This window comes from Corynebacterium sp. HMSC059E07, from assembly GCF_001814395.1.
Lineage (GTDB): Bacteria > Actinomycetota > Actinomycetes > Mycobacteriales > Mycobacteriaceae > Corynebacterium > Corynebacterium hesseae.
On record NZ_KV816303.1, the window covers coordinates 22,276 to 44,429 of the forward strand.

The window sequence follows — 22,154 nt, forward strand, 5'->3', positions numbered from 1 at the left end:
CTACTTTCGTGTTCGAGTTTGCTGCCAGAGCAGCCAGATGAGGAAAGGTCCGCCGATGACCGAGGTGATGATGCCCACCGGGATCTCCCAGCCGAAGGCACAGCGGGCGATGAGGTCGGACACGCACACGATGATTGCGCCCATGGCCGCCGATGTCCCCAGGGGCGGCGCCCCGACCCGCGCCAGGCGCGCGGAGATCTGCGGGGCGACGAAGGCCACGAAGCCCACCGGGCCCACGGCGGAGACGGTCACCGCGGCCAGTAGAACTGAGACGATGAGCAGTGCCGCGTTGATCTTCTTCAAGGGGGCGCCGAGGGCTTGGGCGGAATCCTCGCCGAGCTCCAGCGCGGGCAGATCGATGGCGATGCGGGCTAGCACTAGGCCACACACCACGAGCATGCCCAGGGTGGGCCATAGGTGCTCGAAGGTGCAGCCGTTGAGCGAGCCGACCATCCACACCTTGGCCGCGGCCGCGGTGTTGAGATCTGTGGCGGCCAACATGTACGTGACCAGGGCGTGGAGGAAGGCGTTGCCGCCGATGCCCACGAGGACGAGGCGGAACATATCCACCCTGCCGCGCCGGGACAGCATCCAGATGGCCGCGCCGGTGGCGAGACCGCCGGCCATGGCGGCGAGCGGGATGCCGACGTAGGCGCCGAACGCCCCGCCGGCCCCGGCAGATCCTCCGAAGACCATGATGGCCACGGCCGCCACGGTGGCGCCCTGGTTGATGCCCAGGATGTCCGGGCTGGCCAGGCCGTTGCGGGCGATGCGCTGCGTGATGGCGCCGGAGAGCCCCAGCGCGGCGCCGACGGCTAGACCCACGAGCGAGCGGGCCAGGCGCCAGTCGATGACGACGGTGCGCTCGAGCTTGTTTCCGCCGCCCGCCAGCACGCCGATGACCTCGGCGGGGTTAAGGGGGAACTCGCCGATGCCGAGGCTGATGACCCATACGAGCGCGCTCGCGACCACGATGGCCGTGGTCCAGGCTTGCGTGCGCGGGTGGTAGAGGAAGCTGAACTTTCCGAGGCTGAGGTACTTCATTACAGGCTCACCACCGTTCGGTGCCGGACGAGCCAGATAAACGCTGGCCCGCCGAGCAGCGCGATGACGATGCCCGCCTGGAGCTCGCCGGGGCGCATGATGAGGCGGCCCACGATGTCGGCGCCGAGCAACAGGCAGGCGCCCGCCAGCGCGGAGTAGGGGGTCACCCACTTGTAGTCCGGGCCGGTGATGCCGCGGGCGACGTGGGGCACCACGAGACCGATGAAGGCGATGGGGCCCGCGGCTGCCGTGGCCGCGCCGGCCAGCAGGGTGATGGCCACGAAGCCCAGGATATTGGCGCGGGCAACGTTGGTGCCCAGCGCCTTCGCGGCCTCCGCGCCCAGATTGAGGATGTTGAGCGTCGGGCCCAGCGCCAGCGCTAGTACCGCGCCGATGGCGAGCGGCACGAGCGCAGGGGTGATGATGTCGAAGCCGCGTCCGGTGACGGACCCCGCTTGCCAGAAGCGGAGGGTGTCGAGCGCGTTGGGATCGATGTAGACGATGGCCGACGTGGCCGCCGCGAGGACGGCGGACAGGGCGGAACCCGCGAGGACGAGGCCCAGGGTGTCGCCGCGACCGATGCCGCCGGCGGAGAGCCCGAAGACGAGCAGCGCCGCCAGGCCCGCGCCGAGGAAGGCGAGGAAAAGGTGCGACTGCATGGACGTCAGCCCGAAGAGGAAGATGCCCGCCGCGACGAAGAGTGCGGCGCCCGCATTGACGCCGAGTAGGCCAGGGTCCGCGAGCGGGTTGCGGGTCAGGCCTTGAACGAGTGTGCCGGCTAGTCCGAACGCAGCTCCGATGACGATGGCGAGCACGGTGCGCGGGATGCGCATGGTGGCAAGGATTCCGGCGATCTCGGCGACGCTGCTGCCCACGGTGCCGGCGGCCTGGGCGGTGTCGGTGTGCCCGCGCAGGATCTCCCAGGCGGTGGGCCAGGCCCGGGTGAGCTCTGAGATGGAGGTCGCCTTGGCGCCCAGTGCCAGGCTGGCGAAGACGAGGGCGGCGAGTGCGGCCACGAGGAGGGCTAGGCCGAGGAGTCGTCTGCTGTGGCCCGCGGCGCGCGGGGTGCCCGCGGCCGGTGTCGGCAGAGTCGTCGATGTCATGTAGGTAAGGTTAACCTAATTTCGCCGATATGCGTGAATTGTCTTTCCTTGCTGGAGGTTCGTCGGCTTGAGATAGGTTCACCTAATGTTGGTTAGGCTATCTTTTCTCAATTCGACAGTTCTTTTATGTCTCTGCGGACTTCCCGCACTCGTCGCTCGGCCGCGGTATTCTTGTCGCTCGCCCTTGTCGGCTGGGGTGCGGCCGCATGCTCGTCGGACCCCGATTCCGGTGCGGCCGACAACTCGGTGGCGGTATCGTTGGCGCAGTCGGCATCGGCTGACGGCGACGCCGCGGCCTATCCGGTCACAGTGGCCACCAAGTTCGGTGACCTCACCGTCGAGGAGGCTCCGCGGCGCGTGGTGGCCCTGGGGTGGGGCGGCGCCGAGGTGGCGCTCTCGCTCGGCGTGCAGCCGGACCTTATCCTCATCCTCGACGTTCGTTCCTCGGGCGATCAAGAGCGCTACGACACACTGTCGGCTATCGCGCCGGTCGTGGGCATCCCGGAGGGCGCAGACAACTGGCTGACGGATCGTTCCACCCAGCTTGAGTGGTGGGGGAGACGTCGGAAAGCGTGGCGTCGGTGCTGTCATCGGTGGCGCAGCCGGCCAGCGCAAGGGCAAGAGAACCGGCGGCGAGAACGGGGAGTAGTCGCTGCGTAGTCATGGGGTGGAGTCTAAAACTTGGGAGGCTAGAGTTCCTGCAAGGCGGGGAATACCCTCTCCTTGAGTAACGGGGCGATATCGACATCCGGGGCGGCCGGATCGACCCACGCCAGCTCAGAGATCTCCTTATCCGGGTGTGCCACGGAGATTTCTTCTTCGTAGACATAGACGTGGGCGTGGACGGTCTGTGGGGCGTCGTTGGTGGCCGGGGAGATGTAGGTGGCAAGCCGGCGCAGTTTGGACATATCGACCACGGCACGTATGGCCTCGTGAGCGATGAGCTGGGCTGCGTGGGCGGGATTGATCGTGTCATCGATGGAGCCATACGGCAGGACAAACTCCGGGGTGGAGGTGATGCGGAGGACGAGCACGCGGCCGTGGGTATCACGCAGAACAACGGCGACAATTTCCTCAATGTCTGCAGAGGGTGAAGGAGAATTGGAGGTCTCAGACATGCCTCCATAGTAGGTCTGCGCGGGGTGCGGAGAGCGGTGAAGAAAGAGAGGGGGCACCCGAAAGCTGTCAGTAATGTAACGGGTTGGACACAGTCACACACGTTAGAAAACGGCCGTCCAAGGCACGTGCCATCATAGGGGAAGGCTTATAGACCATTACGAGAAGAAGTGAAAGAGGAATTGCTCAATATGCGAAAAATTCCGCACCTTAAGAAAGTCCTCGTGGGCTCGGCTTTCGCAGGTGCGTTCTTCCTGGGTAACCCAGCGGCGGATGCCCAGGAACTTCCCACAATCCCGGAGATTGATTCGGCAGGTTTTGTTGATCAGGTACGCGAGGATCTGCAGTCCGTGGGCATTGAGACCATGCCCGTGGACAAGGGGCTGACAGACTCCGTCGATTCAACAGTCAACGGCGCCGCCGCAGCGGTGTCGAATGATGCGTCCCAGGCAGTTGCTGGGGCCGTGAATTCCCCTGCGGCGCAGCGCCTTGCGGGGCAAGCAAACCTGGATACCCAGTTACCGGTTCCGGCAGCACCGCAGGACTACGCTGGTGCCGACGCCAAAACGGGTGAACCGCTGACGAATCCTGCCCCCATCGGATTGCTGGAGGAGGCCACGCAGCCGGAATTCGTGCCACAGGGCACTGATCCGAACTATGCGTGGAAGAATGACCTGTTTTCCAAGATCGCTGCCGGTAAACCGCAGGCGGACTATGTCCTGCACCGAGTGCCTGGTTCCTACTATGACGCTCCTCAGATTCCGGAGGAATCTAATGTAGCGATGACCGAAGGCAAGTCCTTGTACGGCCCGGGTACCCCGCTCTACATTCATGAGGACACCATGTGCACGCTGACGGCAGCCGGCACCGATGCGGAAGGCCGCAAGGTCGGTATTACCGCTGGTCACTGCGGAAATGTCGGCGATCCGGTCTCTTCGGCAGACTCCTGGCAGGTTGGCCCGACCGGCACCGTGGTGTCAAAGAATGAGCAGCTGGATTATTCGCTCATTGAGTTCGGCTCCAAGGCCGAGGTGTCCCGTAGCTACAACGGCGTGACCGCTAATGGGGTTGGTGGCACCACCCAACCGGGCGATATCACCTGCAAGAGCGGCGTGGCCACCGGCCGTACCTGTGGCATGACCTTCCAGCACACCGAGCGCGTCACCGTCAACCAGGTGTGCGCCATGGTTGGAGACTCCGGCGCTCCGGTCTTCCGCAACGGCCGCATCGTCGGCTCGGTATCCCGCGGCCTGATTCCGGGGCTGCCGTCGTGCCACACCCCGTGGCAGGGCGCGCTGCACAACCCCACGGTTGTGTCTAACACCGATGCCATCATCGCGGATCTAAACCGCCGTGAGGGTGTAGGTTCCGGTTTCGCGCTCCCGGAGAACTAACCACCGCTGCGAAACCGGTCACGGAGCCGCGGGCGCGTGGCCGGGAGAGTACGTTTCTAACAAATAGTGCCCCAGATCCTTAAGGATCTGGGGCCTTATTTGATCGAAGCGTCACCGGGCGCGACGCTGGGGAATGACGCTGGCGTGCGGCGCCGCGCTGCGGTGCCGCGCTGCGGTGCCGCAGGGGAGTTAGGAGAGGGCGGAGAGGGCGACGTCATGAAGCTTGCCGTTGGAGGCAAGCGCTGAGCCGCCATGGGGCCCATCTTCACCGCGAACGTTGGTGAAGCGGCCACCGGCCTCGGTGACGAGGAGCGCCGGGGCGGCCAAGTCCCACAAGGAGACCTCGGGCTCGGCGGCGATGTCGACGGCGCCCTCGGCCACGAGGCAGTAATTCCAGAAGTCGCCGTAGCCGCGCAGACGCCATACCTTGTCCGTCAAGGACACGAAAGCATCGCGGCTTGAGCCCCAACCGGACAAGGAACTCATAGCAAGGGAGGCATCCGCCACGTCGGAGACCTCGGAGACGCGCAGGCGCTTGGGCTCCCCGCCGAAGACGCGGTAGGCGCCGCCCCCCTTGGCCGCATACCAACGTCGGCGCAGGGCCGGGGCAGAAATGACGGAAACCACCGGCTCGCCGTCCTCCAGTAGTGAGATCAGCGTGGCCCAGACGGGGACGCCGCGCACGAAATTCTTCGTGCCATCGATGGGGTCGATGACCCACTGGCGGCCCTCGAAGCAGGCTTCGCCGCCGAATTCTTCGCCTAACACTTCATCGCGTGGGCGGGAGCGTTTCAGGGCTTCGCGGATGGCCTTTTCGCAGGCCAAGTCCGCATCGGAGACCGGAGTCATATCCGGCTTTTCCTTGACGGACAGATCGGCAGCCTCAAAGCGGTGCATCGTGATGGCATCCGCATGGCCGGCCATCTCCAAGGCCAAGCCGAGGTCTTCTTTGTACTTACCCACGGAGCCATTCCTCCATCTGATCAACTACCTGTTTATTACCCGCGATACACCATTCCACACCGCCGGCTTCAACCTTGCGCGCCGCGCCGCCTGCTGCGAGCACCAGCGCTTGACCCGGATACCAATCCCAATCCTTCACGGAATGCTGCATCCATGCTCCCCACGTGCCATCCGCCACGCAGGAGAGGTCCACGGACCCTGCGCCTAGCATGCGCACGGTGGCAAAGTGCGGGGCCACCTTTTCCCAGGCGGAGGCGATTGTGGGATCCGTGATGGAGGTGGGATGCAGGTACGTCGACAAGCACAGCTTGTCGGCGGGGGTGTCGGTGAGTTTGGCGACTTCCTTGCCGTCCAGGCTGGTGGGGAAGTCACGGCCACCAAACCACGTGTAGCCCATGGCGGGGCGGTGGACGGCGCCGAGGATGACCCCTTCAGCGTCGATAAGCGCGAGCGCAGAGCACCAGTAATCGGCGCCCGAGGCGAAGTTGTAGGTGCCATCGACGGGATCGATGACCCAGGTCCGGCCGGAGGCCGAGTCGCGGTTGGCGCCCTCCTCGCCCACGATGCCGTCCTCGCCGCGCAGGGCTTCGAGCACGCCGGCGACGAAACGCTCGGCGGCGAAGTCCGCGTCGGTGACGACATCGGAGACGGAGGTCTTTTGCTCTACGTCGACACCCTGCTCGCGCAGGCGCCAGGCCAGGCGGCCTGCGTTATAGACAAGCGCCTGGGCAAGGTGAGCATCGGTATCGTCCGCGTGGGCGACGATGAAGGTCTTGATGATGGCATCGATCATCTCGGTGAGGCTTGGCTGGTCACTCATGCCGCCTATTGTCGCGCTAAACGCGGCCGATGGCTAATCAGGGAGAAAGAATAAGTAAAGTAGGGGGCTATGCGTCCGGAACAAACAGCTCGTCTTGAGGAACTCAGCGCCACTTTGACCTCCATTGAAAAGGTGATGGACCCGGAGGCGGTGTCCGAGCGTGTGCGCGAACTCGAGGCTCAGGCGGGGGATCCGTCGCTGTGGGACGACCCAGACCATGCGCAGAAGGTGACCTCGGAGCTCTCGGCGCAGCAGGCAAAACTGCGCAAGCTGAATTCCCTGCGGGGGCGGATCGAGGACCTTCCGGTCATGTCCGAACTAGCGGAGGAGGAGGGCGATGAGGCCTCCAAGGAACTCGTGGACACAGAGCTGAAAGATCTTGGCGCGGCCATCGAGGCGCTCGAGGTAACCACGATGCTCTCCGGCGAGTATGACGAGCGCGAGGCCGTCATCAACATCCGCTCCGGCGCGGGTGGCGTGGATGCGGCGGACTGGGCGGAGATGCTCATGCGTATGTACACGCGCTGGGCGGAAAAGCACGGACACAAGGTCGATGTCTATGACATTTCCTATGCCGAAGAGGCCGGTATCAAGTCTGCCACCTTCGTGGTGCACGGCGAATACATGTATGGCCAGCTTTCCGTGGAGCAAGGTGCGCACCGCCTCGTGCGCATCTCGCCTTTTGATAACCAAGGCCGCCGCCAGACCTCCTTCGCGGAGGTGGAGGTGCTGCCGGTGGTGGAGCAGACTGACTCCATCGAGGTTCCGGATTCGGAGGTGCGCGTGGATGTATATCGCTCGTCGGGCCCCGGTGGACAGTCGGTCAACACGACGGATTCGGCGGTGCGCCTGACACACATCCCGACGGGCATCGTGGTGACCTGTCAGAACGAGAAGTCCCAGATCCAGAACAAGGCTTCTGCCATGCGCGTGCTGCAAGCGAAGTTGTTGGAGCGCAAGCGTCAGGAAGAGCGAGCGGAGCTTGATGCGCTGGGCGCCGGTGGCAATGCATCCTGGGGCAACCAGATGCGCTCTTATGTGCTGCATCCGTACCAGATGGTCAAGGATCTGCGGACGAATTACGAGGTAGGGGATCCCTCCAAGGTCTTGGACGGGGATATCGATGGCTTCCTGGAATCCGGAATCCGGTGGCGCATGGCGCAGCAGGAGGCCTAGGCCCGAGTGGCAAATGTTGCTAATGTGGCTTAAGTGATCACTTTCGAGAATGTGTCCAAGGTCTATCCGACCTCCACTAGGCCCGCTCTGGACAACGTGTCCTTTGAGATTGAGGACGGCGAATTCGTCTTCCTCATCGGCCCGTCCGGCTCCGGCAAGTCGACCTTCCTCCAGCTCATGGTGCGCGAAACCAATGTGAGCTCGGGAGACATTTACTTCGGGGACTTCCACGTCAACACGTTGAAAGGCCGCGAGGTCAATAGCCTGCGCCAATCCATCGGCTACGTCTTCCAGGATTTCCGGCTTCTGCCCAAGCTCAACGTCTACGACAACGTCGCCTTTGCCCTCGAGGTCATTGGCAAACGCAAGGCGCGGATTGCCAAGCAAGTGCCCGAGGTCCTCGACATGGTCGGCCTAGGCGCCAAGCAGCATCGCATGCCGCACGAGCTTTCCGGCGGTGAGCAGCAGCGCGTGGCGATTGCGAGGGCCTTTGTCAACCGCCCCAAGCTGCTGCTTGCCGACGAACCCACGGGCAACCTCGATCCCTCCACTGCCGCGGAGATCATGGCCTTGCTCACCAAGATCAATCGCCGCGGAACCACCGTGGTGATGTCGACGCACAACGCGCGCGCGGTCAACGAGGCCCGCCAGCGCGTCATCGAGCTGCACAACGGCACGCTCGTGCGTGACGAGAAGAACGCAATGTACGGGGAGGCGGTCTAGGTGAATCTAGGCTTTGTTTTCAGGGAAGCCTTTAAGGGGCTCGGGCGCAACATCACCATGACTATCGCCATGGTGATTACCACAGCCATTTCGGTGGCGTTGGTGGTGGCCGGCGTCTTGGTCACCCAGATGACCAATGACACCAAGGACATCTACCTCGAGCGTGTCGAGGTCATGGTCCAGCTCAACGAGGAGATTTCAGCCAACGATCCGGAGTGCAAGGATGCCGCGTGTGCCGGGCTGAAGAAGAAACTGGAAGCGGATGAGGACATTGAGTCCGTGAGCTACCGCAACCGCGAGGATTCCTATCAGCGCTTCGTGGAGCTGTTCAAGGACACCGATCCGGTCATGGTTGAGGAAACCTCCCCGGATGCGCTGCCGGCTGCCTTCCACGTGCGGTTGAAGGATCCGACGGATACCGCGCCTATCGACGCCATCGCTTCCGACCCCGCTGTTAGCGACATCGTCGACCAGCAAGAGGAGGTTCGCAGCGCCGCTGGCAACTTGGATGCCATCCGGAATGCCACCTTCATCCTTGCCGCGGTCATGGCGCTCGCAGCCATCATGTTGATTGCGAACATGGTGCAGATCGCCGCCTACCAGCGCCAGCGAGAGACCGCGATTATGCGTATCGTCGGTGCCTCGCGATGGGTTACTCACGCGCCCTTCATCATGGAAGCAGTCCTCGGTGCTGTCGGCGGCGTTGTCCTCGCCGGTATTGGCGTCATCCTGGGCAAGAACACCGTGCTCGATCCCGCCCTCAAGGACCTGTACCACAACCAGCTTCTAGCCCCGGTGACCTCTGGGGACGTCTGGACGGCGCTGCCCATCGTCGGGCTTGTGGCAATTGTGTGTGCTGCGCTGACCGCACAGGTGACCATGCGCGCCTACGTGCGGACCTAGAGCTGCAGGGGCGATGTGGATTTTGCCTGGCAGTAGCGTAATATAGTCCGAACTATGGCGAAGAAGGCAAAGAAGAAAAAGGCGGCCGTCGACAATAACTCGACCCTTGCCACCAACCGACGTGCCCGCCACGACTACACCATCCTCGACACCCTGGAATGCGGCATGGTGCTCGTGGGCACCGAAATTAAGTCGATGCGCGAAGGCAAGATTTCCCTTACGGATGCCTTCGCCACTATTGACGACGGCGAGGTCTACATCCGCAATCTCCACATCCCGGAGTACTCCCAGGGAACGTGGACGAATCACTCGCCCAAGCGCACGCGTAAGCTTCTCTTGCACCGCAGGGAGATAGACAAACTCATGGGGCAGGTGCGCGACGGCAACAAGACCCTGATCCCGCTCAAGGTCTACCTGAAGGACGGACGCGCCAAGTGTGAACTCGGCCTGGCCAAGGGCAAACAGGACTATGACAAGCGTGAAGCAATTAAGCGCCGTGACCAGGACCGCGACATCACCCGCGAGCTGGGTCGCCGCGTCAAGGGGATCAACGCCTAACCTGGGAGCCATGATTTACACGGCCAAGGTTCATGACGTTATTCGGGGCGAGGAGCAACCGCGTGGGGTAGCGGTGCTCGTCGATAAGCTCTGGCCCCGTGGCGTGGCCAAGGAGCGCCTGCCCTATGACCACTGGTTCAAGGATGTCGCGCCCAGTCCGGGGTTGCGTAAGTGGTGGGGACACGATGCCGACACCTTTGAGGAATTTACCCGGCGCTACCGCGCAGAACTCGACGCGAATGACAGCGAGGAGCTGGAACAACTGCGCCACCTTGCTGAGCTTGGCGACGTCACCCTCCTCTTCGCCGCCAAGGACCGCGAGGTCAACCACGCCACTGTGTTGAAGGCGTGGTTAGAGGAGAGCTAGGCAAACAGTCCCCAAATGGTGGCGCCCACGGCGATGAGGCCCGTGACGACGACGAACACGTTGCTGGGGCGGCCGCGGAATTGCTTGAGAGCATCGATGCGGTGGATGGCATACATCGGCAGCAGGTAGAGGATCGAGGCGATGAAGGGGCCACCGATGGCTTCGATAAGCCCCAGGATCGATGGATCGATGATCGCGACAACCCACGCGGCCACGAAGATGATGCCGTGCATGATGGAATTGAGCTGCTTTTCCGAGAGCTTCGCCGTAGCGTGCGGTGCGGCGCTGCGCAGCAGGAAGTTGCCGCCCTCGGTGGCCCCCAGCACGTGGCCGAAGTAGGAGGAGATGATGGCGATCATCGCGATGATGGGGGAAAGGAAGGCCAAGACCGGAACGCCGGTCACATTGGCCAGGTAGGACAAGACCGGCAGGTTCTGCTCGCGGGCCTCCGCGAGCCCGTCCGCACCGAGCGTGAGGGTGCACGACCACACGAAGAACATGGTGAACACGGTGAGCAGAATCGCTGTCAGCGCCAGCGCGCGCGACGCATTCTCGGAGCTCTTCTCGCGGCCGTGTGCAGCGACCATGGCCAGAGAGAACTGGGAGATAGCGGGGGAGTGGTTAAAGGAGAAGACCAGCACGGGGATGATGAGGGCGACAGCACCGACGACGCGCCAATCATTGTTGCCAACCTCCATGAAGGAGGCGATATCCCAGCGCGGGATGAGATAAATGGACAGCGCGCCGAGACAGAAGATCAGCGGATACACCAGGAACTGCGTGACGGCGAGCACCATGCGTTGGCCAAAGGTGAAGACGATGGTCATGATGCCCACGAGGAGGAACGACAATAGAGGACGCGGAACCGAGGGCCCGTGTAGCTGGTTGACGATGAAACTATCAACCGTATTGGTGATCGAAACGCCATAAATGAGGACGATGGGGAAAATTGCGCAGAAGTAGACCACCGAGATGATAAATCCTGCGCTTTTGCCGAAGTAGTCCGTGACCACCGCGGTGATGTCCTCGCCCTGGCGCGGCGATGCACAAATCATGCGGGCGAGCCCGCGGTGGGAGAAGTATGTCATCGGGCCGATCAGGATGGTTGCCACGAGTAGCGGCCAGAAGCCGAAGCTGCCGGCGTTGATGGGAAGGAACAAAATGCCGGCGCCCACGGCGGTACCAAAGAGGGAGATGGCCCATTCGGTATTGCTCGCTTGATGGTGGGCGGTTTCTTGGGAGCTAGAGGTTTCGGTGGTTGCGCTCACTTTGCAGCCTTTAACAAAGTAGGTGAATAGGACTCACACACCTTAACAGCGATGAAGTTGATGTTAATCACAAGGGGGTGCTTATGAAAGCTATGCCTCATGTGGCCTGGGGTGAAGCTTGCGGGAATAGGGGCGGGTGCAGTAGCGTTGAACGAACTGTAGGGCGCGCAAAGGCGCGTGCTGCGCAGCTTTCACAGCAATGTGTAATCGAGGGGTCGACATGGTTTCGACTTCGTACATTGAGCCAGGGGAAGCGTGCCGGTGCAGGCTAGAGACCACCGTTAAGCGTCGTAGCAACCAATAAACGCAGAGAAGAACTCTCAGCGTGACTACGCCCTCGCTGCCTAATTTCAGCGACGCGTGTCTGTCAGCCTAGGTTTGGTTCCTGACCTAGATCCTGGCATCGACTAGGGAACTTGCCTGACCGGTTTGTTGTTCGGCCGGTTGGGGACTTTAAGAGCAACTGGGCCCATCATCCGGAGCGAGTTTGCCCGAGCCGGAGGGCCGAGTAGAGATCCTGTGCAGACTGCGCACGGAGAAGCCCTGGCGAGGTGACGAAGGACCCGGGTTCAATTCCCGGCGGCTCCACTGAAGAGCAAGAAACCCGCTGGTCATAACGGCCAGCGGGTTTCTTGTGTGAAGGGGGTGGATTAACCGATCGGGTAACCGGTGACCGGGCCCTCGGTATTTGGCTGCCAGCCCAGCGCAGGGGCGACATGGGTTGCGAAGTTTTCGAGAATCTTCACGTTGACGTCCACACCCATGCCGGTCGGGATGGTGATCAGCAGGGTGTCGGCGGACATGACGGCCGGGTCGGCCTTGAGCTGCTCGATGAGCTTGTCGGGCTCGGCGGCATAGGTGCGGCCGAAGGTGGACGCACCGACGTCGGGCAGCATGCCCACTTGGTCGGAGCCGGAGGCCTGCATGCCGAATCGCTGCATATCGGCGCCGTCCACGATGGGGAAGATGGAGCGGGAGACGGACGCGCGCGGGGCCCAGTCGTGGCCCGCTTCCTTCCAGGCAGCACGGTAGCGGCTGATCTGGTCTGCCTGGATCTCACCTAAGGTCGCGGCGGTGGTCTCGGAAACCAAGGTGGAAGACATCAGGTTCAGTCCGTCCCTGGCGGTCTGCTCTGCCGAAGTATGAGTACCGGAGCCGTAGAAGATGTGCTTGCGTAGATCAGGGGCAATGGGGAAGACAGGGAGGGCGGAGCCGGGCTGGAACATATTCGGGTACTGGCGGTCTAGAGGTGCGGCGGTGGCAAACCCGTTGCCGTCCACCGCAGCCATGAACGCCTCGAGGTGAGCTCGTGCCACGTCCGCGCCGTTGGGGGCCTCGCCCTTGTAGCCGAAAGCCTCCCAACCACGCTCGGCAACCTCCGGGGTGCCGCGCGAGACGCCCAAGGCCACGCGGCCGCCGGAGATTTGGTAGAGGGATGCGGCCTCTTCGGCGAGGTAGAGTGGGTTTTCGTAGCGCATGTCGATCACGCCGGTGCCCACCTCAATGTTCTTGGTGGTGGCGGCGACTGCGCCGAGCAGCGGCATCGGGGCTGAGGCTTGCGGTACGAAGTGGTGGACGCGGAAAGACGCGTTGTTCACACCGATCTCATCTGCAGCCTGGGCGATTTCCAGGTGGATCTTCGCGACTTCTTCCGCGGACGGGCCGCGCTGGCCCCCGAATGCGTAGTGTCCGAAACTTAAGAATCCGAATGCTTTCATTGGTCAAACACTCCTATTGGTGACGTATCAACAACCAGGGTAGCGCCCCATCAGCAGATTGTCACGGTCTAAGGCTGCTCCGCCAAAATCCCCAGTTAGAAAGCGTTCTATCTGGGGTCTCTTCGTGTGTGGAGCCGCCGGGAATTGAACCCGGGTCCCAGATGCTCGTCCGTGCTCATAGGGCCTGCTTTAGGATGGCCGCATGGATACCGAATCTCTCCGCATCGCTGTCGTCTTGTTTGAAGGCTTTGAGCTTCTCGACGTCTTCGGACCCGTCCAGCTGCTTCAAGCGGTGCCTGACATCACCGTGGTTTTCGCCGGGCCGACGGGCGAGCCAGTTGCAAGCTCGCAGGGCGTGGAAGTGGTGCCGACGATTTCTTATGGGCAGATTGGGCCGACCGACGCTCTCCTCGTTCCCGGCGGTAAAGGAACCCGGCAGCTCGTAGGGGACGAATCTTTTCTGTCGTGGCTTCGTGGGTTGGGCGCACAAGCACCGTGGGTTGCCTCCGTGTGCACGGGTTCTGCGGTCTTGGCGGCAGCGGGGCTTTTGGAAGGCTACGCCGCGACGAGCAACAAGCGTGCCTTTGCGTGGGCGAGCTCCTTCGGGGAGTCCGTGATTTGGAAGCTCAAGGCGCGGTGGGTGCAGGACCGTAATCGGTGGACTTCCTCAGGCGTGGCGGCGGGGATGGATATGACGGTCGCACTCATTGAGTACCTCAGCTCCGAAGCTGTTGCCATCGACGCTGCCAACTTTGCGGAATTCGAGCCGCATCGCGATTGCGAGTGGGATCCTTTCGCCCGGCTTTATGGGCTGGTGCCCTCGAGCGTTGACGACGCTGAATGCGGGGAGTGACGTCTGGGAAGCCGACGACGCTCACGGTAGATAAGGTGCTAAAAACGGTCGATTTTGGGCCACTATTTACCGTGAGTGTAGCGATGGGTGAAAAGCGCTCTTGGTGAGAGGGCGCTCGGAACTTCGTCGTCAGCAGAAGCGTTAATGTTCTAGTGACTGATCAAATCTTGCGTGGTGAACTATGGCGATAAAGATGCCTATCGACTTAAGGCCGCTTCGTGTCGAGGATGCTACCGAGATGGCTACTGTGCTTTCCAGCCGTGCCCTGTACACGTTTACGGGTGGTGAGCCGCCTTCTGCTGATGAGCTTGCGCGACGGTACGCGTTCCAAACCCGAGGCGGCTCGAGCGACGGTACCGAAGAATGGATCAATCTCATCGTCACCCTCGGTTCGAGTAAGCAACCGATAGGTTACGTCCAGGCGACTGTGCCCCGCAGCGGTGATGCGACGGAGATCGCATGGGTGATTGGGAAACAGTGGCAGGGGCATGGATACGCCAAGGAAGCCGTGAAACTGCTTAGCGCTTATCTTGCGGAGCGAGGCATTACGCATCTCATCGCTCATATCCATCCCGAGCACTTAGCCTCACAGCATGTCGCTGCCTATGCAGGGATGAGCCCCACGGCACAGGTCGTTGACGGCGAAGTCCGTTGGGAGCGCAGATAGTCTCCAACAAAATCGTGAAAAGCGAGCATCATTGCCAACTCAGGGCTAATGGACACCTCTCAGTGTTGTTCACGGTAGATAAGGGGCTAAAAACGGCGTCGATTTTGGGGCGCTATTTGCAGTGAGCGTAATGAGAATCCCGTGAGGGGTGTAGGGGCGCGGGGCGAAGGCGGAGGACGGCTGGCCGGGAAAATGTGACGAAGAAGGAAAATATTTGTTACCCAAGTTACATTCCCGTGGTAGCCTTTCCCCAACAGTGTGACGTGGAGCACTGGGACTGACCCCTACGACAGGAGTACCCATGAACAGCCCATCCAATACGGCGCCGAAAGGCGGCGCCGGCACCACGGAGAAGTCGAAAGCAAATCCCGCCAAGGCCGAGCAAAAATCGAGCCAGCAATCCAGCGGGGGAATGCTGGATAAATTCCTCAACGGTGTCGAGTACATCGGCAACAAGCTGCCGGAGCCCTTCACCATCTTCTTAATCCTCTTCCTAATTACCGGTGTCCTCTCCACCATCATGGCCAAGATGGGCGTGGAGATTAAGATTCCCGGATCGGATGAGATTCAGCCGGTGAAGGGTCTCTTCACCGGTGAGGGACTGACGTGGTTCACCACGACAATGGGTGAGAACTACATCAACTTCCCGCCGCTGGTGACGGTGCTGCCCATCATGCTGGCGGTGGGTGTGGCGGAGCGCTCCGGCATGCTCTCTGCGTTGATTCGCAAGCTCTTTGGTTCCGCCAAGCCCTGGCTGCTTCCGTACGCCGTCGGCGTTATCGGCGTGACCGCTTCCGTCATGGCGGATGCCGCCTTCGTCATTGTTCCGCCGCTGGCCGCGATGGTCTTCAAAGCCGCGGGCCGTCACCCGGTGGCAGGTCTGATTGGTGGCTTCGCCGCCGTGGGCGCTGGTTATTCCACTGCCTTGGTGCCCACCTCCCTGGATGCCCTCTTTGCCGGTATTACGACCGCAGTCATGGAGACTCTGCCAGATACCGAGTTCGCGCCGGTTAACGCCATGTCGAATTACTACTTCAACGTGGCTTCTTCCATCGTGCTGGGTGTGTTGGCTGGTTTCATCATCGACAAGGTCATCGAGCCGCGCATGTGGCAGCAGGAAGTTCCCACCGAGGAAGATATTGATCCCGAGGATGCCGCTGAGCGCGGTGACCGCGATGAAAACGGCGAGGAGCTCACCGCCGAACTGCGCCCGGCCGAATCCAAGGGCCTTATCTGGTCCGGTGTGGCCACGGTTATCCTCACCGCCATCATCCTCTTCGCAGTCCTTCTGCCGGAATCGCCGTGGCGCAATGAGGAGGGCAGCTTCTTGCCCAAGTCCCCGCTGCTGAATTCCATCGTCTTCATCGTTTTCGCCTACTTCTTGGTGCTCGGCGTTGTCTACGGCAAGGTTGTCGGCACGGTCAAGGGGATCACCGACGTCGTGAACATGATGATCGGTGCTCTCAAAGACATGATGAGCTTCCTTATTCTGGCCTTCATCCTGGGTCAGTTCGTGGCGCTCTTTGCGTGGACCGGTATCGGTACCTTTACTGCCGTGAAGGGTGCGGCCTTCCTCGAATCCATCGGGCTTACCGGCTTCCCAGCCATTTTCGCCTTCATTGCGCTCGCGTCCTGCCTGAACCTGCTGATCATTTCCGGTTCTTCCATGTGGACGCTCATGGCAGCGGTCTTCGTTCCGATGTTTGCCCTGCTGGGTTATGAACCGGCCTTCATTCAGGGTGCGTTCCGCGTTGGTGATTCCGCGACCCAGATCATCACCCCGCTGAACCCGTACATGATCGTCATGCTTGGCTTCCTCCAGCGCTATGAGCGCGGGGCGGGCCTGGGAACACTGATGTCGCGCCTCGTGCCCTTCGTTATCCCGTTCTTTACCGCTTGGGCAATTCTGCTGGCCATCTGGTTCTATGTGGATCTTCCGCTGGGACCGGGCAACAACGTCATGATTGGTTAATCGAATGGACGAACGCAACAATCCGTCGACAGCGTATTTGGAGGCGATGGAGGAGGGCGTCGCCAAGCGCGTGGCGTCCGCCGCCCCACCGGAAAAGCACGGAGAGGACTACCCGGGCCAATCGCGGCTCTGGGACGCTGCTGCCGCACAGGCAGATGCCCTGCGGGAGCAGGCAGCGCACATCGTTGCGGATCTGCACGCCCACCCCGAAACCGCTTTTGAGGAGCATCGCTCCATGGCGGTACTCGCGGACCTCGTGGAGGAGCATGGTTTTTCCACGCGCCGCGGGGTCTATGGTGTGGAGACCGCGTTCGAAGCCTCGTGGCGGAGCCCGGATTTCGATCCCGGGCAGCATCCCACCGTGGCCATCCTGGCGGAATATGATGCCCTGCCGCATATTGGGCACGCGTGTGGGCACAATGTCATCGCCGCGGCGGGTGTTACTGGATTCTTGGCGGCTACTGCCGTGCTGGACGACGCCACCCCTTCCTTATCCGGCCGCATACTTCTCCAGGGAACCCCTGCGGAGGAAGGTCATTCCGGCAAGGAATACATGATTCGCGGAGGCAGCCTCGACGGCGTGGATGCCGCAGTGATGATCCATGGCTTTGGTTATGACATCGGCGCGCACGCCTGGGTAGGCCGCCGCATCTTGCGTGTGACATTTCGTGGTGTGGCTGCACATGCGAGCTCCCAGCCCTTCATGGGGCGCAACGCCCTCGACGCCGCGAGCTTGGCCTACCAGGGCATTGGTCTGATGCGGCAGCAGATGCCGCCTTCGGATCGCGTGCACGCCATCATGAGCGGTGGCGATCGCCCTTCCATTATTCCGAGCGAGGCGGAGATGACTATTTACGTGCGCTCGTTGGGAACGCGCACGCTCATGGATCTGTCCGCCAGGGTGGAAGACATCGTCCAGGGTGCAGCGCTCATGGCCGGCGTTGAGGTGGATGTGGATTGGGACGAGCATCCGATGACGCTGCCCGTGCGCAACAATGCGGCGCTGGTGGACCGCTGGACGGCGACGCAAGCGCGCCGGGGGCGCACTGCGCTGCCGGCGGGGACGGTTCCGGATACGGTGGCTGCCTCGACGGACTTCGGCAACGTCTCCCACCTCGTTCCGGGTTTGCACCCGATGGTGCAGGTTTCGCCTACCGACGTGGCCTTGCATACCGAGGACTTCGCCCGCTGGGCGGCCACGCCGCAGGCGGTGGATGCGGCTGTCGATTCCGCTGCAGGGTTGGCGCAAGTAGCGCTAGATTTCTTGGCGGACTCGGACTTTCGCCGCGCGGCGCAGGAAGACTTTGATAGAGAAGGGCCTGTATCGGTGACCGATCTCATCGCGGAGAAGGGGTAGCGTGCCACGTTCTTGTAATGGCACGTCACGGGGCGTCGCCCAGCGTATGCGTACCCCCGTGATGAATTAAGAAACAATTGTGTGCTTGAAAGGTAAGCCTTACATAGGTTAGGTTATGCGCTGACATTATTTGCCAGCTGTGGTTAGCCACACCTAATATGCAAGGAAACTATGTTTACTCTTTCTCGCCGTGCCGCAGGCGCGACCGTCACCAAAGTTGCCGCCACCCTCTCCGTGGCTGCGCTCGCTCTAACGGGTTGCTCCGCAAACCAATCCCAGGATTCTGCTGAGCCGACCAACTCCGCAGCCGCGGACTCCTCCACGATTACGCTGGAGGATAACTTTGGTTCGAAGGAGGTCGCGCTGCCGGTAGAGAACCCCGCGGTGACGGATAACCGCGCTTTCTCCGTTCTGGCTCAGTGGGATATCGACCTTGCCGCCGCGCCGCTTCCGCTGGTGCCGAAGTCCCTGCGTGATACCTACAACAAGGACACCGTCGAGGTTGATCTGGGCTCCCATAAGGAACCGGATCTGGAAAGCCTCGTCGCAGCGGAGCCGGACGTGGTGTGGAACGGCCAGCGTTTCGAGCAGCACCAGGAGGACATCGAGAAGCTGCTCGAAGATGTTCCAGTTGTTGACTTCGAGCCGCGCGATGACAAGGACTTCTTCGAAGAGCTCAAGCGCCACACCGAGGCGCTGGGCCAGGTCTTTGGCCACGAGGAAGACGCCGAAAAGCTCATCGCGGACTTCGACGCTGCCGCCGAGCGTGCCAAGAAGGCCTATGACCCTGAGCAGAAGGTGATGGCCGTGAATACCTCCGGTGGTGAAATCGGCTACATCGCTCCTGGCATCGGGCGCGTGTATGGGCCGGTCTTCGACTTGCTCGGCCTGACCCCGGCCCTAGAAGTCGACAATGCTTCTGACGACCACGAGGGTGACGATATCTCCGTCGAGGCGATTGCTCAGTCCAACCCGGATTGGATCCTCGTTATGGACCGCGACGCTGCCATTTCCAAGGAAGGCGAGCAGGTCACCCCGGGTGAGAAGCTGGTCAAGGACAATGCGGCGCTGAAGAGCGTGAGCGCGGTAAAGGACGGCAACGTTTACGTGGCGCCGAATGACACCTACATTGATGAGTCCATCATTACCTACACCGAGATCTTGAACGCGCTTGCCGACGCCTTCGAGAAGGCCCAAGCCTAAACAGTTCTGCGTTAGCGAAGGAGAAGATTCACAACGTGACGGTGAAGAGTAGCGCTGCGTCCCAGCGGCCAGCCGCGAACAAGCGCAGTTCGCGCGGTTCTGTGCTGACCTGGAAGCTGGGCCTTGGCGTACTTGGCGTCGTCGCGCTACTCCTCCTTTCCCTCATGGTGGGCGAGTACAGCATCCTCGATAATGAGGACGGCTGGGAGATGTTCTTCACCACCCGCATACCGCGTACCGTGGCGCTCGTTTTGGCGGGCGCTGCGATGGCAATGAGCGGTTTGGTTATGCAGCTGCTGACTCAAAACCGCTTCGTGGAACCCACGACGACGGGAACTACCGAGTGGGCCGGATTGGGCCTGCTCTTTTCCCTAATCCTCTTCCCGCATGCATCGGTACTGGTGAAGATGATCATTTCGGTGCTCTTCGCTTTCGTGGGCACCATGGTGTTTTTCGCGTTCCTGCGTCGCGTGGTACTGCGCTCTTCACTCATCGTGCCGATCATCGGCATTATGCTGGGCGCTGTCGTTAGTGCGGTGTCGTCCTACGTAGCGCTAGCGACGGATACCTTGCAGCAGCTCGGCATCTGGTTCATGGGATCCTTTACCTCTGTCTATGAAGGACAGTACGAAGTCCTGTGGATCGTGCTCCTGGTTTTGCTGGCGGTGTATTTCTACGCGGATAAACTCACCGTCGCCGGGCTAGGGGAGGACATCGCCACCAATATCGGCCTGAATTACCAGCGGATGATCCTGCTGGGAACCGGCCTCATCGCGGTGGCGACGGGCGTGGTCACCGTCGTCGTTGGCGCCCTGCCTTTCCTAGGCCTCATCGTGCCCAACGTGGTGAGCATGGTGCGCGGCGATGACCTGCGTTCTAATCTTCCATGGGTCTGCCTGCTCGGCATCGCCACGGTGACCTTGTGCGACCTGATTGGCCGCATCATCATTGCCCCGTTTGAGATGCCCGTATCGGTCATCCTGGGCGTTGTGGGTGCTATCGTTTTCGTCGTCTTGATCGTGAGGTCGACCAAGTGAGTGTGAGTATCTCTATCCCCGCGACGAAGGAAGCTGTGCAAGTTTCTCGAGCCCGGCGAAACGTGGGCAGCTTCCAGTCTGCGGCTGCGGCGCGAAAGTACTGGATCATCCTCGGCGCTTTGATCTTCGCCGGGCTGCTCTTCGCCTTCGGCCTCTTGGCCTATGACAACCCCATGGACTTTGGGACTCGGAAGTGGTGGCTCATTGCGCGTCGCCGCGCTGATGCGGTGACCGCCATGGCGGTTGTCGCCGTGTGCCAAGCAGTCGCCACGGTCGCTTTCCACACGGTGACAAACAACCGAATCCTCACGCCCTCCATCATGGGCTTTGAATCCTTGTACGTGGCCATCAATACGGCTACGGTCTTCTTCCTCGGTGCTGCCGGCCTGACCCAGGCGCGGACCATGGGAACCTTTCTCATGCAGCTCGCGCTCATGGTGGCGCTGTCTGTGGTGCTGTATTCTTGGCTGCTGACTAGCCGCCGCAACAACATGCATGCGATGTTGCTCGTGGGCATCATTATCGGCGGCGGCCTCGGCTCGTTGGCAACGTTTATGCAGCGCATGCTCACCCCCAGCGAGTTCGATGTGCTCACCGCGCGGCTTTTTGGCTCCGTTAACAACGCGGAAAGTGAGTACTATCCCATCGCGATTCCGCTGGTCATTGCGGTGACACTGTTGATGTTCCTCAACTCCCGTCAGCTCAACGTGTTGGCATTAGGAAGAGATGCCGCCACAAACCTGGGCGTTAACCACAAGGTCAACGCCATCTACACGCTGATTTTGGTCTCTATCCTCATGGCCACGAGCACCGCGCTCGTTGGGCCCATGACCTTCCTCGGATTCCTCGTAGCAACGTTGGCCTACCAGGCGGCGGAGACCTATGACCACCGTTTCCTCTTCCCGATGGCTATTGCCACCGCCTTCGCTGTACTCACCGGCGCCTACTTCCTGATGGAGCACGTCTTTTACGCACAGGGCGTGGTCTCCATCATCATTGAGTTGGTGGGCGGTAGCGTCTTCCTTCTGGTCATTCTGCGAAAGGGCAAGCTGTGATCAAGCTTTCCAATGTCTCGAAGTCCTACTCCGGTGAGACCAACATCGGTCCCATCGATCTGGAGATCCCCTCCGGTGGCATCACGGCCCTCATCGGTCCGAATGGCGCGGGCAAATCTACGATGCTGACGATGATTGGCCGGCTTCTCGACGTCGACGAGGGCACCATCGAGGTCGCCGGCTACGACGTCGCTTCCACGAAATCGCAGGATCTGGCAAAGATCCTCTCCATCCTGCGCCAAGAAAACCACTTCATTACCAAGCTGACCGTGCGCCAGCTGGTGAGCTTCGGCCGGTTCCCTTACTCAAAGGGGCGACTGACTGCAGAAGACGAAGAGGTAGTCTCGCGCTACATTGACTTCTTCCGCCTTGGCGAATTGGAGAACCGCTACCTCGATGAACTCTCCGGCGGCCAGCGACAGCGCGCCTACGTGGCGATGGTGCTGTGCCAGGAGACGGACTACGTGCTTCTCGACGAACCCCTCAACAACCTCGACATTTCCCATTCGGTCGAGATGATGAAGCACCTGCGAAAGGCCGCCAAGGAATTCGGCCGCACGATCATTATCGTGTTGCACGACATCAACTTCGCTGCCCGCTACGCCGACTATATCTGTGCGGCCAAGGACGGTAGCATCGTTGCCTTCGGTGGGCCGGAGGACATCATGCGCGATGACATCCTGACTCCAATCTTTGAAACTCCCATCACGGTCATCGACGGACCGGATGGGCTCTTGGCCTGTTACCACTAGCTATTAACATTCAGGTGGACTGCCCGACAGTCAGAAAACCGCCCCAGGAAGAGCGTCAAAATGTGCATCTTCCTGGGGATTTGTTGTTTGTTGGGGGTGTGCGTA

The 22,154-nt window shown here is 61.4% G+C and carries 21 protein-coding genes, 1 other RNA gene and 1 pseudogene; 16 read left to right on the plus strand and 7 right to left on the minus strand.

The features are described from left to right. Together HMPREF2967_RS06285 and HMPREF2967_RS06290 are read right to left on the minus strand one after the other, a co-directional pair. A complete protein-coding gene (locus tag HMPREF2967_RS06285) occupies positions 1–1,044 on the minus strand; it encodes a FecCD family ABC transporter permease (protein ID WP_070685570.1) in 1,044 nt (347 codons plus the stop codon). Beyond that, positions 1,044–2,147, minus strand: a complete 1,104-nt coding sequence (locus tag HMPREF2967_RS06290) for a FecCD family ABC transporter permease (RefSeq protein WP_070685572.1) — start codon at positions 2,145–2,147, stop codon at positions 1,044–1,046. The genes HMPREF2967_RS06285 and HMPREF2967_RS06290 overlap by 1 nt, the downstream gene beginning before the upstream one ends. 126 nt (positions 2,148–2,273) lie before the next feature. On the opposite strand from HMPREF2967_RS06290, the pseudogene HMPREF2967_RS06295 reads away from it, so the two are divergent. Next, positions 2,274–2,693: pseudogene (locus tag HMPREF2967_RS06295) on the plus strand (iron-siderophore ABC transporter substrate-binding protein); the annotation flags it as partial. A 143-nt stretch (positions 2,694–2,836) separates the two neighbouring features. Here the strand turns inward: HMPREF2967_RS06295 and HMPREF2967_RS06300 are convergent. Further along, entirely contained in the window at positions 2,837–3,265 is a 429-nt protein-coding gene (locus HMPREF2967_RS06300) for an NUDIX domain-containing protein (protein WP_070596549.1), read from the minus strand. Positions 3,266–3,454: 189 nt separating this feature from the next. Here HMPREF2967_RS06300 and HMPREF2967_RS06305 point away from each other — a divergent pair, with 189 nt between their 5' ends. Next, positions 3,455–4,657, plus strand: a complete 1,203-nt coding sequence (locus HMPREF2967_RS06305) for a hypothetical protein (RefSeq protein WP_070685598.1) — start codon at positions 3,455–3,457, stop codon at positions 4,655–4,657. A gap of 189 nt (positions 4,658–4,846) precedes the next feature. Here HMPREF2967_RS06305 and hisN read toward each other — a convergent pair whose 3' ends face one another. Together hisN and HMPREF2967_RS06315 are read right to left on the minus strand one after the other, a co-directional pair. Beyond that, on the minus strand, positions 4,847–5,620 hold the full coding sequence (gene hisN / locus HMPREF2967_RS06310; RefSeq protein ID WP_070624451.1) for a histidinol-phosphatase: 774 nt from the start codon (positions 5,618–5,620) through the stop codon (positions 4,847–4,849). Beyond that, the gene (locus tag HMPREF2967_RS06315) at positions 5,613–6,440 is read right to left on the minus strand and encodes an inositol monophosphatase family protein (RefSeq protein ID WP_070685574.1); all 828 of its coding nucleotides are present in this window, start codon (positions 6,438–6,440) and stop codon (positions 5,613–5,615) included. Before HMPREF2967_RS06315 ends, hisN begins: the two co-directional genes overlap by 8 nt. Before the next feature lie 69 nt (positions 6,441–6,509). Here HMPREF2967_RS06315 and prfB point away from each other — a divergent pair, with 69 nt between their 5' ends. From prfB to HMPREF2967_RS06340, 5 genes are read left to right on the plus strand one after another with little or no spacing between them, the layout of a single operon-like run. Continuing rightward, on the plus strand, positions 6,510–7,616 hold the full coding sequence (gene prfB, locus HMPREF2967_RS06320) for a peptide chain release factor 2 (protein ID WP_070624453.1): 1,107 nt from the start codon (positions 6,510–6,512) through the stop codon (positions 7,614–7,616). Positions 7,617–7,649: 33 nt separating this feature from the next. Then, a complete protein-coding gene (gene ftsE / locus HMPREF2967_RS06325) occupies positions 7,650–8,339 on the plus strand; it encodes a cell division ATP-binding protein FtsE (RefSeq protein ID WP_070530317.1) in 690 nt (229 codons plus the stop codon). Continuing rightward, positions 8,340–9,242, plus strand: coding sequence for a permease-like cell division protein FtsX (gene ftsX / locus HMPREF2967_RS06330; protein WP_070685576.1), 903 nt, complete (start codon positions 8,340–8,342; stop codon positions 9,240–9,242). Between the two features lie 54 nt (positions 9,243–9,296). Further along, positions 9,297–9,800 carry an SsrA-binding protein SmpB gene (smpB, locus tag HMPREF2967_RS06335; protein WP_070563537.1) on the plus strand — a complete coding sequence of 168 codons (504 nt, stop codon included), beginning with the start codon at positions 9,297–9,299 and terminating at the stop codon, positions 9,798–9,800. 10 nt (positions 9,801–9,810) lie between these two features. Continuing rightward, complete coding sequence (locus tag HMPREF2967_RS06340; protein WP_070684183.1) at positions 9,811–10,167, plus strand: DUF488 domain-containing protein; 357 nt, start codon at positions 9,811–9,813, stop codon at positions 10,165–10,167. On the opposite strand, the gene HMPREF2967_RS06345 is transcribed toward HMPREF2967_RS06340, so the two are convergent. Next, entirely contained in the window at positions 10,164–11,435 is a 1,272-nt protein-coding gene (locus tag HMPREF2967_RS06345; RefSeq protein ID WP_070563543.1) for an SLC5/6 family protein, read from the minus strand. The two genes, HMPREF2967_RS06340 and HMPREF2967_RS06345, sit on opposite strands and share 4 nt — an antisense overlap. Before the next feature lie 211 nt (positions 11,436–11,646). On the opposite strand from HMPREF2967_RS06345, the gene ssrA reads away from it, so the two are divergent. After that, positions 11,647–12,026, plus strand: a transfer-messenger RNA (tmRNA) gene (gene ssrA / locus HMPREF2967_RS06350). A 59-nt stretch (positions 12,027–12,085) separates the two neighbouring features. On the opposite strand, the gene HMPREF2967_RS06355 is transcribed toward ssrA, so the two are convergent. Beyond that, positions 12,086–13,153 carry an LLM class flavin-dependent oxidoreductase gene (locus HMPREF2967_RS06355; RefSeq protein WP_070685580.1) on the minus strand — a complete coding sequence of 356 codons (1,068 nt, stop codon included), beginning with the start codon at positions 13,151–13,153 and terminating at the stop codon, positions 12,086–12,088. 202 nt (positions 13,154–13,355) lie between these two features. Here HMPREF2967_RS06355 and HMPREF2967_RS06360 point away from each other — a divergent pair, with 202 nt between their 5' ends. The 8 genes from HMPREF2967_RS06360 (at position 13,356) to HMPREF2967_RS06395 (ending at position 22,049) form a co-directional block, all read left to right on the plus strand. Beyond that, entirely contained in the window at positions 13,356–14,006 is a 651-nt protein-coding gene (locus HMPREF2967_RS06360; protein WP_070562789.1) for a DJ-1/PfpI family protein, read from the plus strand. Positions 14,007–14,199: 193 nt separating this feature from the next. Further along, complete coding sequence (locus HMPREF2967_RS06365) at positions 14,200–14,673, plus strand: GNAT family N-acetyltransferase (RefSeq protein ID WP_255365831.1); 474 nt, start codon at positions 14,200–14,202, stop codon at positions 14,671–14,673. 301 nt (positions 14,674–14,974) lie between these two features. After that, entirely contained in the window at positions 14,975–16,645 is a 1,671-nt protein-coding gene (locus tag HMPREF2967_RS06370) for an AbgT family transporter (protein ID WP_070685583.1), read from the plus strand. Positions 16,646–16,649: 4 nt separating this feature from the next. Further along, entirely contained in the window at positions 16,650–18,002 is a 1,353-nt protein-coding gene (locus HMPREF2967_RS06375; protein WP_070685586.1) for a M20 family metallopeptidase, read from the plus strand. Between the two features lie 171 nt (positions 18,003–18,173). Next, positions 18,174–19,205: a siderophore ABC transporter substrate-binding protein gene (locus tag HMPREF2967_RS06380; RefSeq protein ID WP_070524657.1), complete on the plus strand. Its 1,032-nt coding sequence runs from the start codon at positions 18,174–18,176 to the stop codon at positions 19,203–19,205. Positions 19,206–19,240: 35 nt separating this feature from the next. Next, entirely contained in the window at positions 19,241–20,242 is a 1,002-nt protein-coding gene (locus HMPREF2967_RS06385; protein ID WP_070685589.1) for an ABC transporter permease, read from the plus strand. Positions 20,243–20,277: 35 nt separating this feature from the next. Further along, complete coding sequence (locus HMPREF2967_RS06390) at positions 20,278–21,297, plus strand: iron chelate uptake ABC transporter family permease subunit (protein ID WP_070562803.1); 1,020 nt, start codon at positions 20,278–20,280, stop codon at positions 21,295–21,297. After that, a complete protein-coding gene (locus HMPREF2967_RS06395) occupies positions 21,294–22,049 on the plus strand; it encodes an iron ABC transporter ATP-binding protein (protein WP_070524652.1) in 756 nt (251 codons plus the stop codon). The genes HMPREF2967_RS06390 and HMPREF2967_RS06395 overlap by 4 nt, the downstream gene beginning before the upstream one ends. Positions 22,050–22,154: the final 105 nt, after the last annotated feature.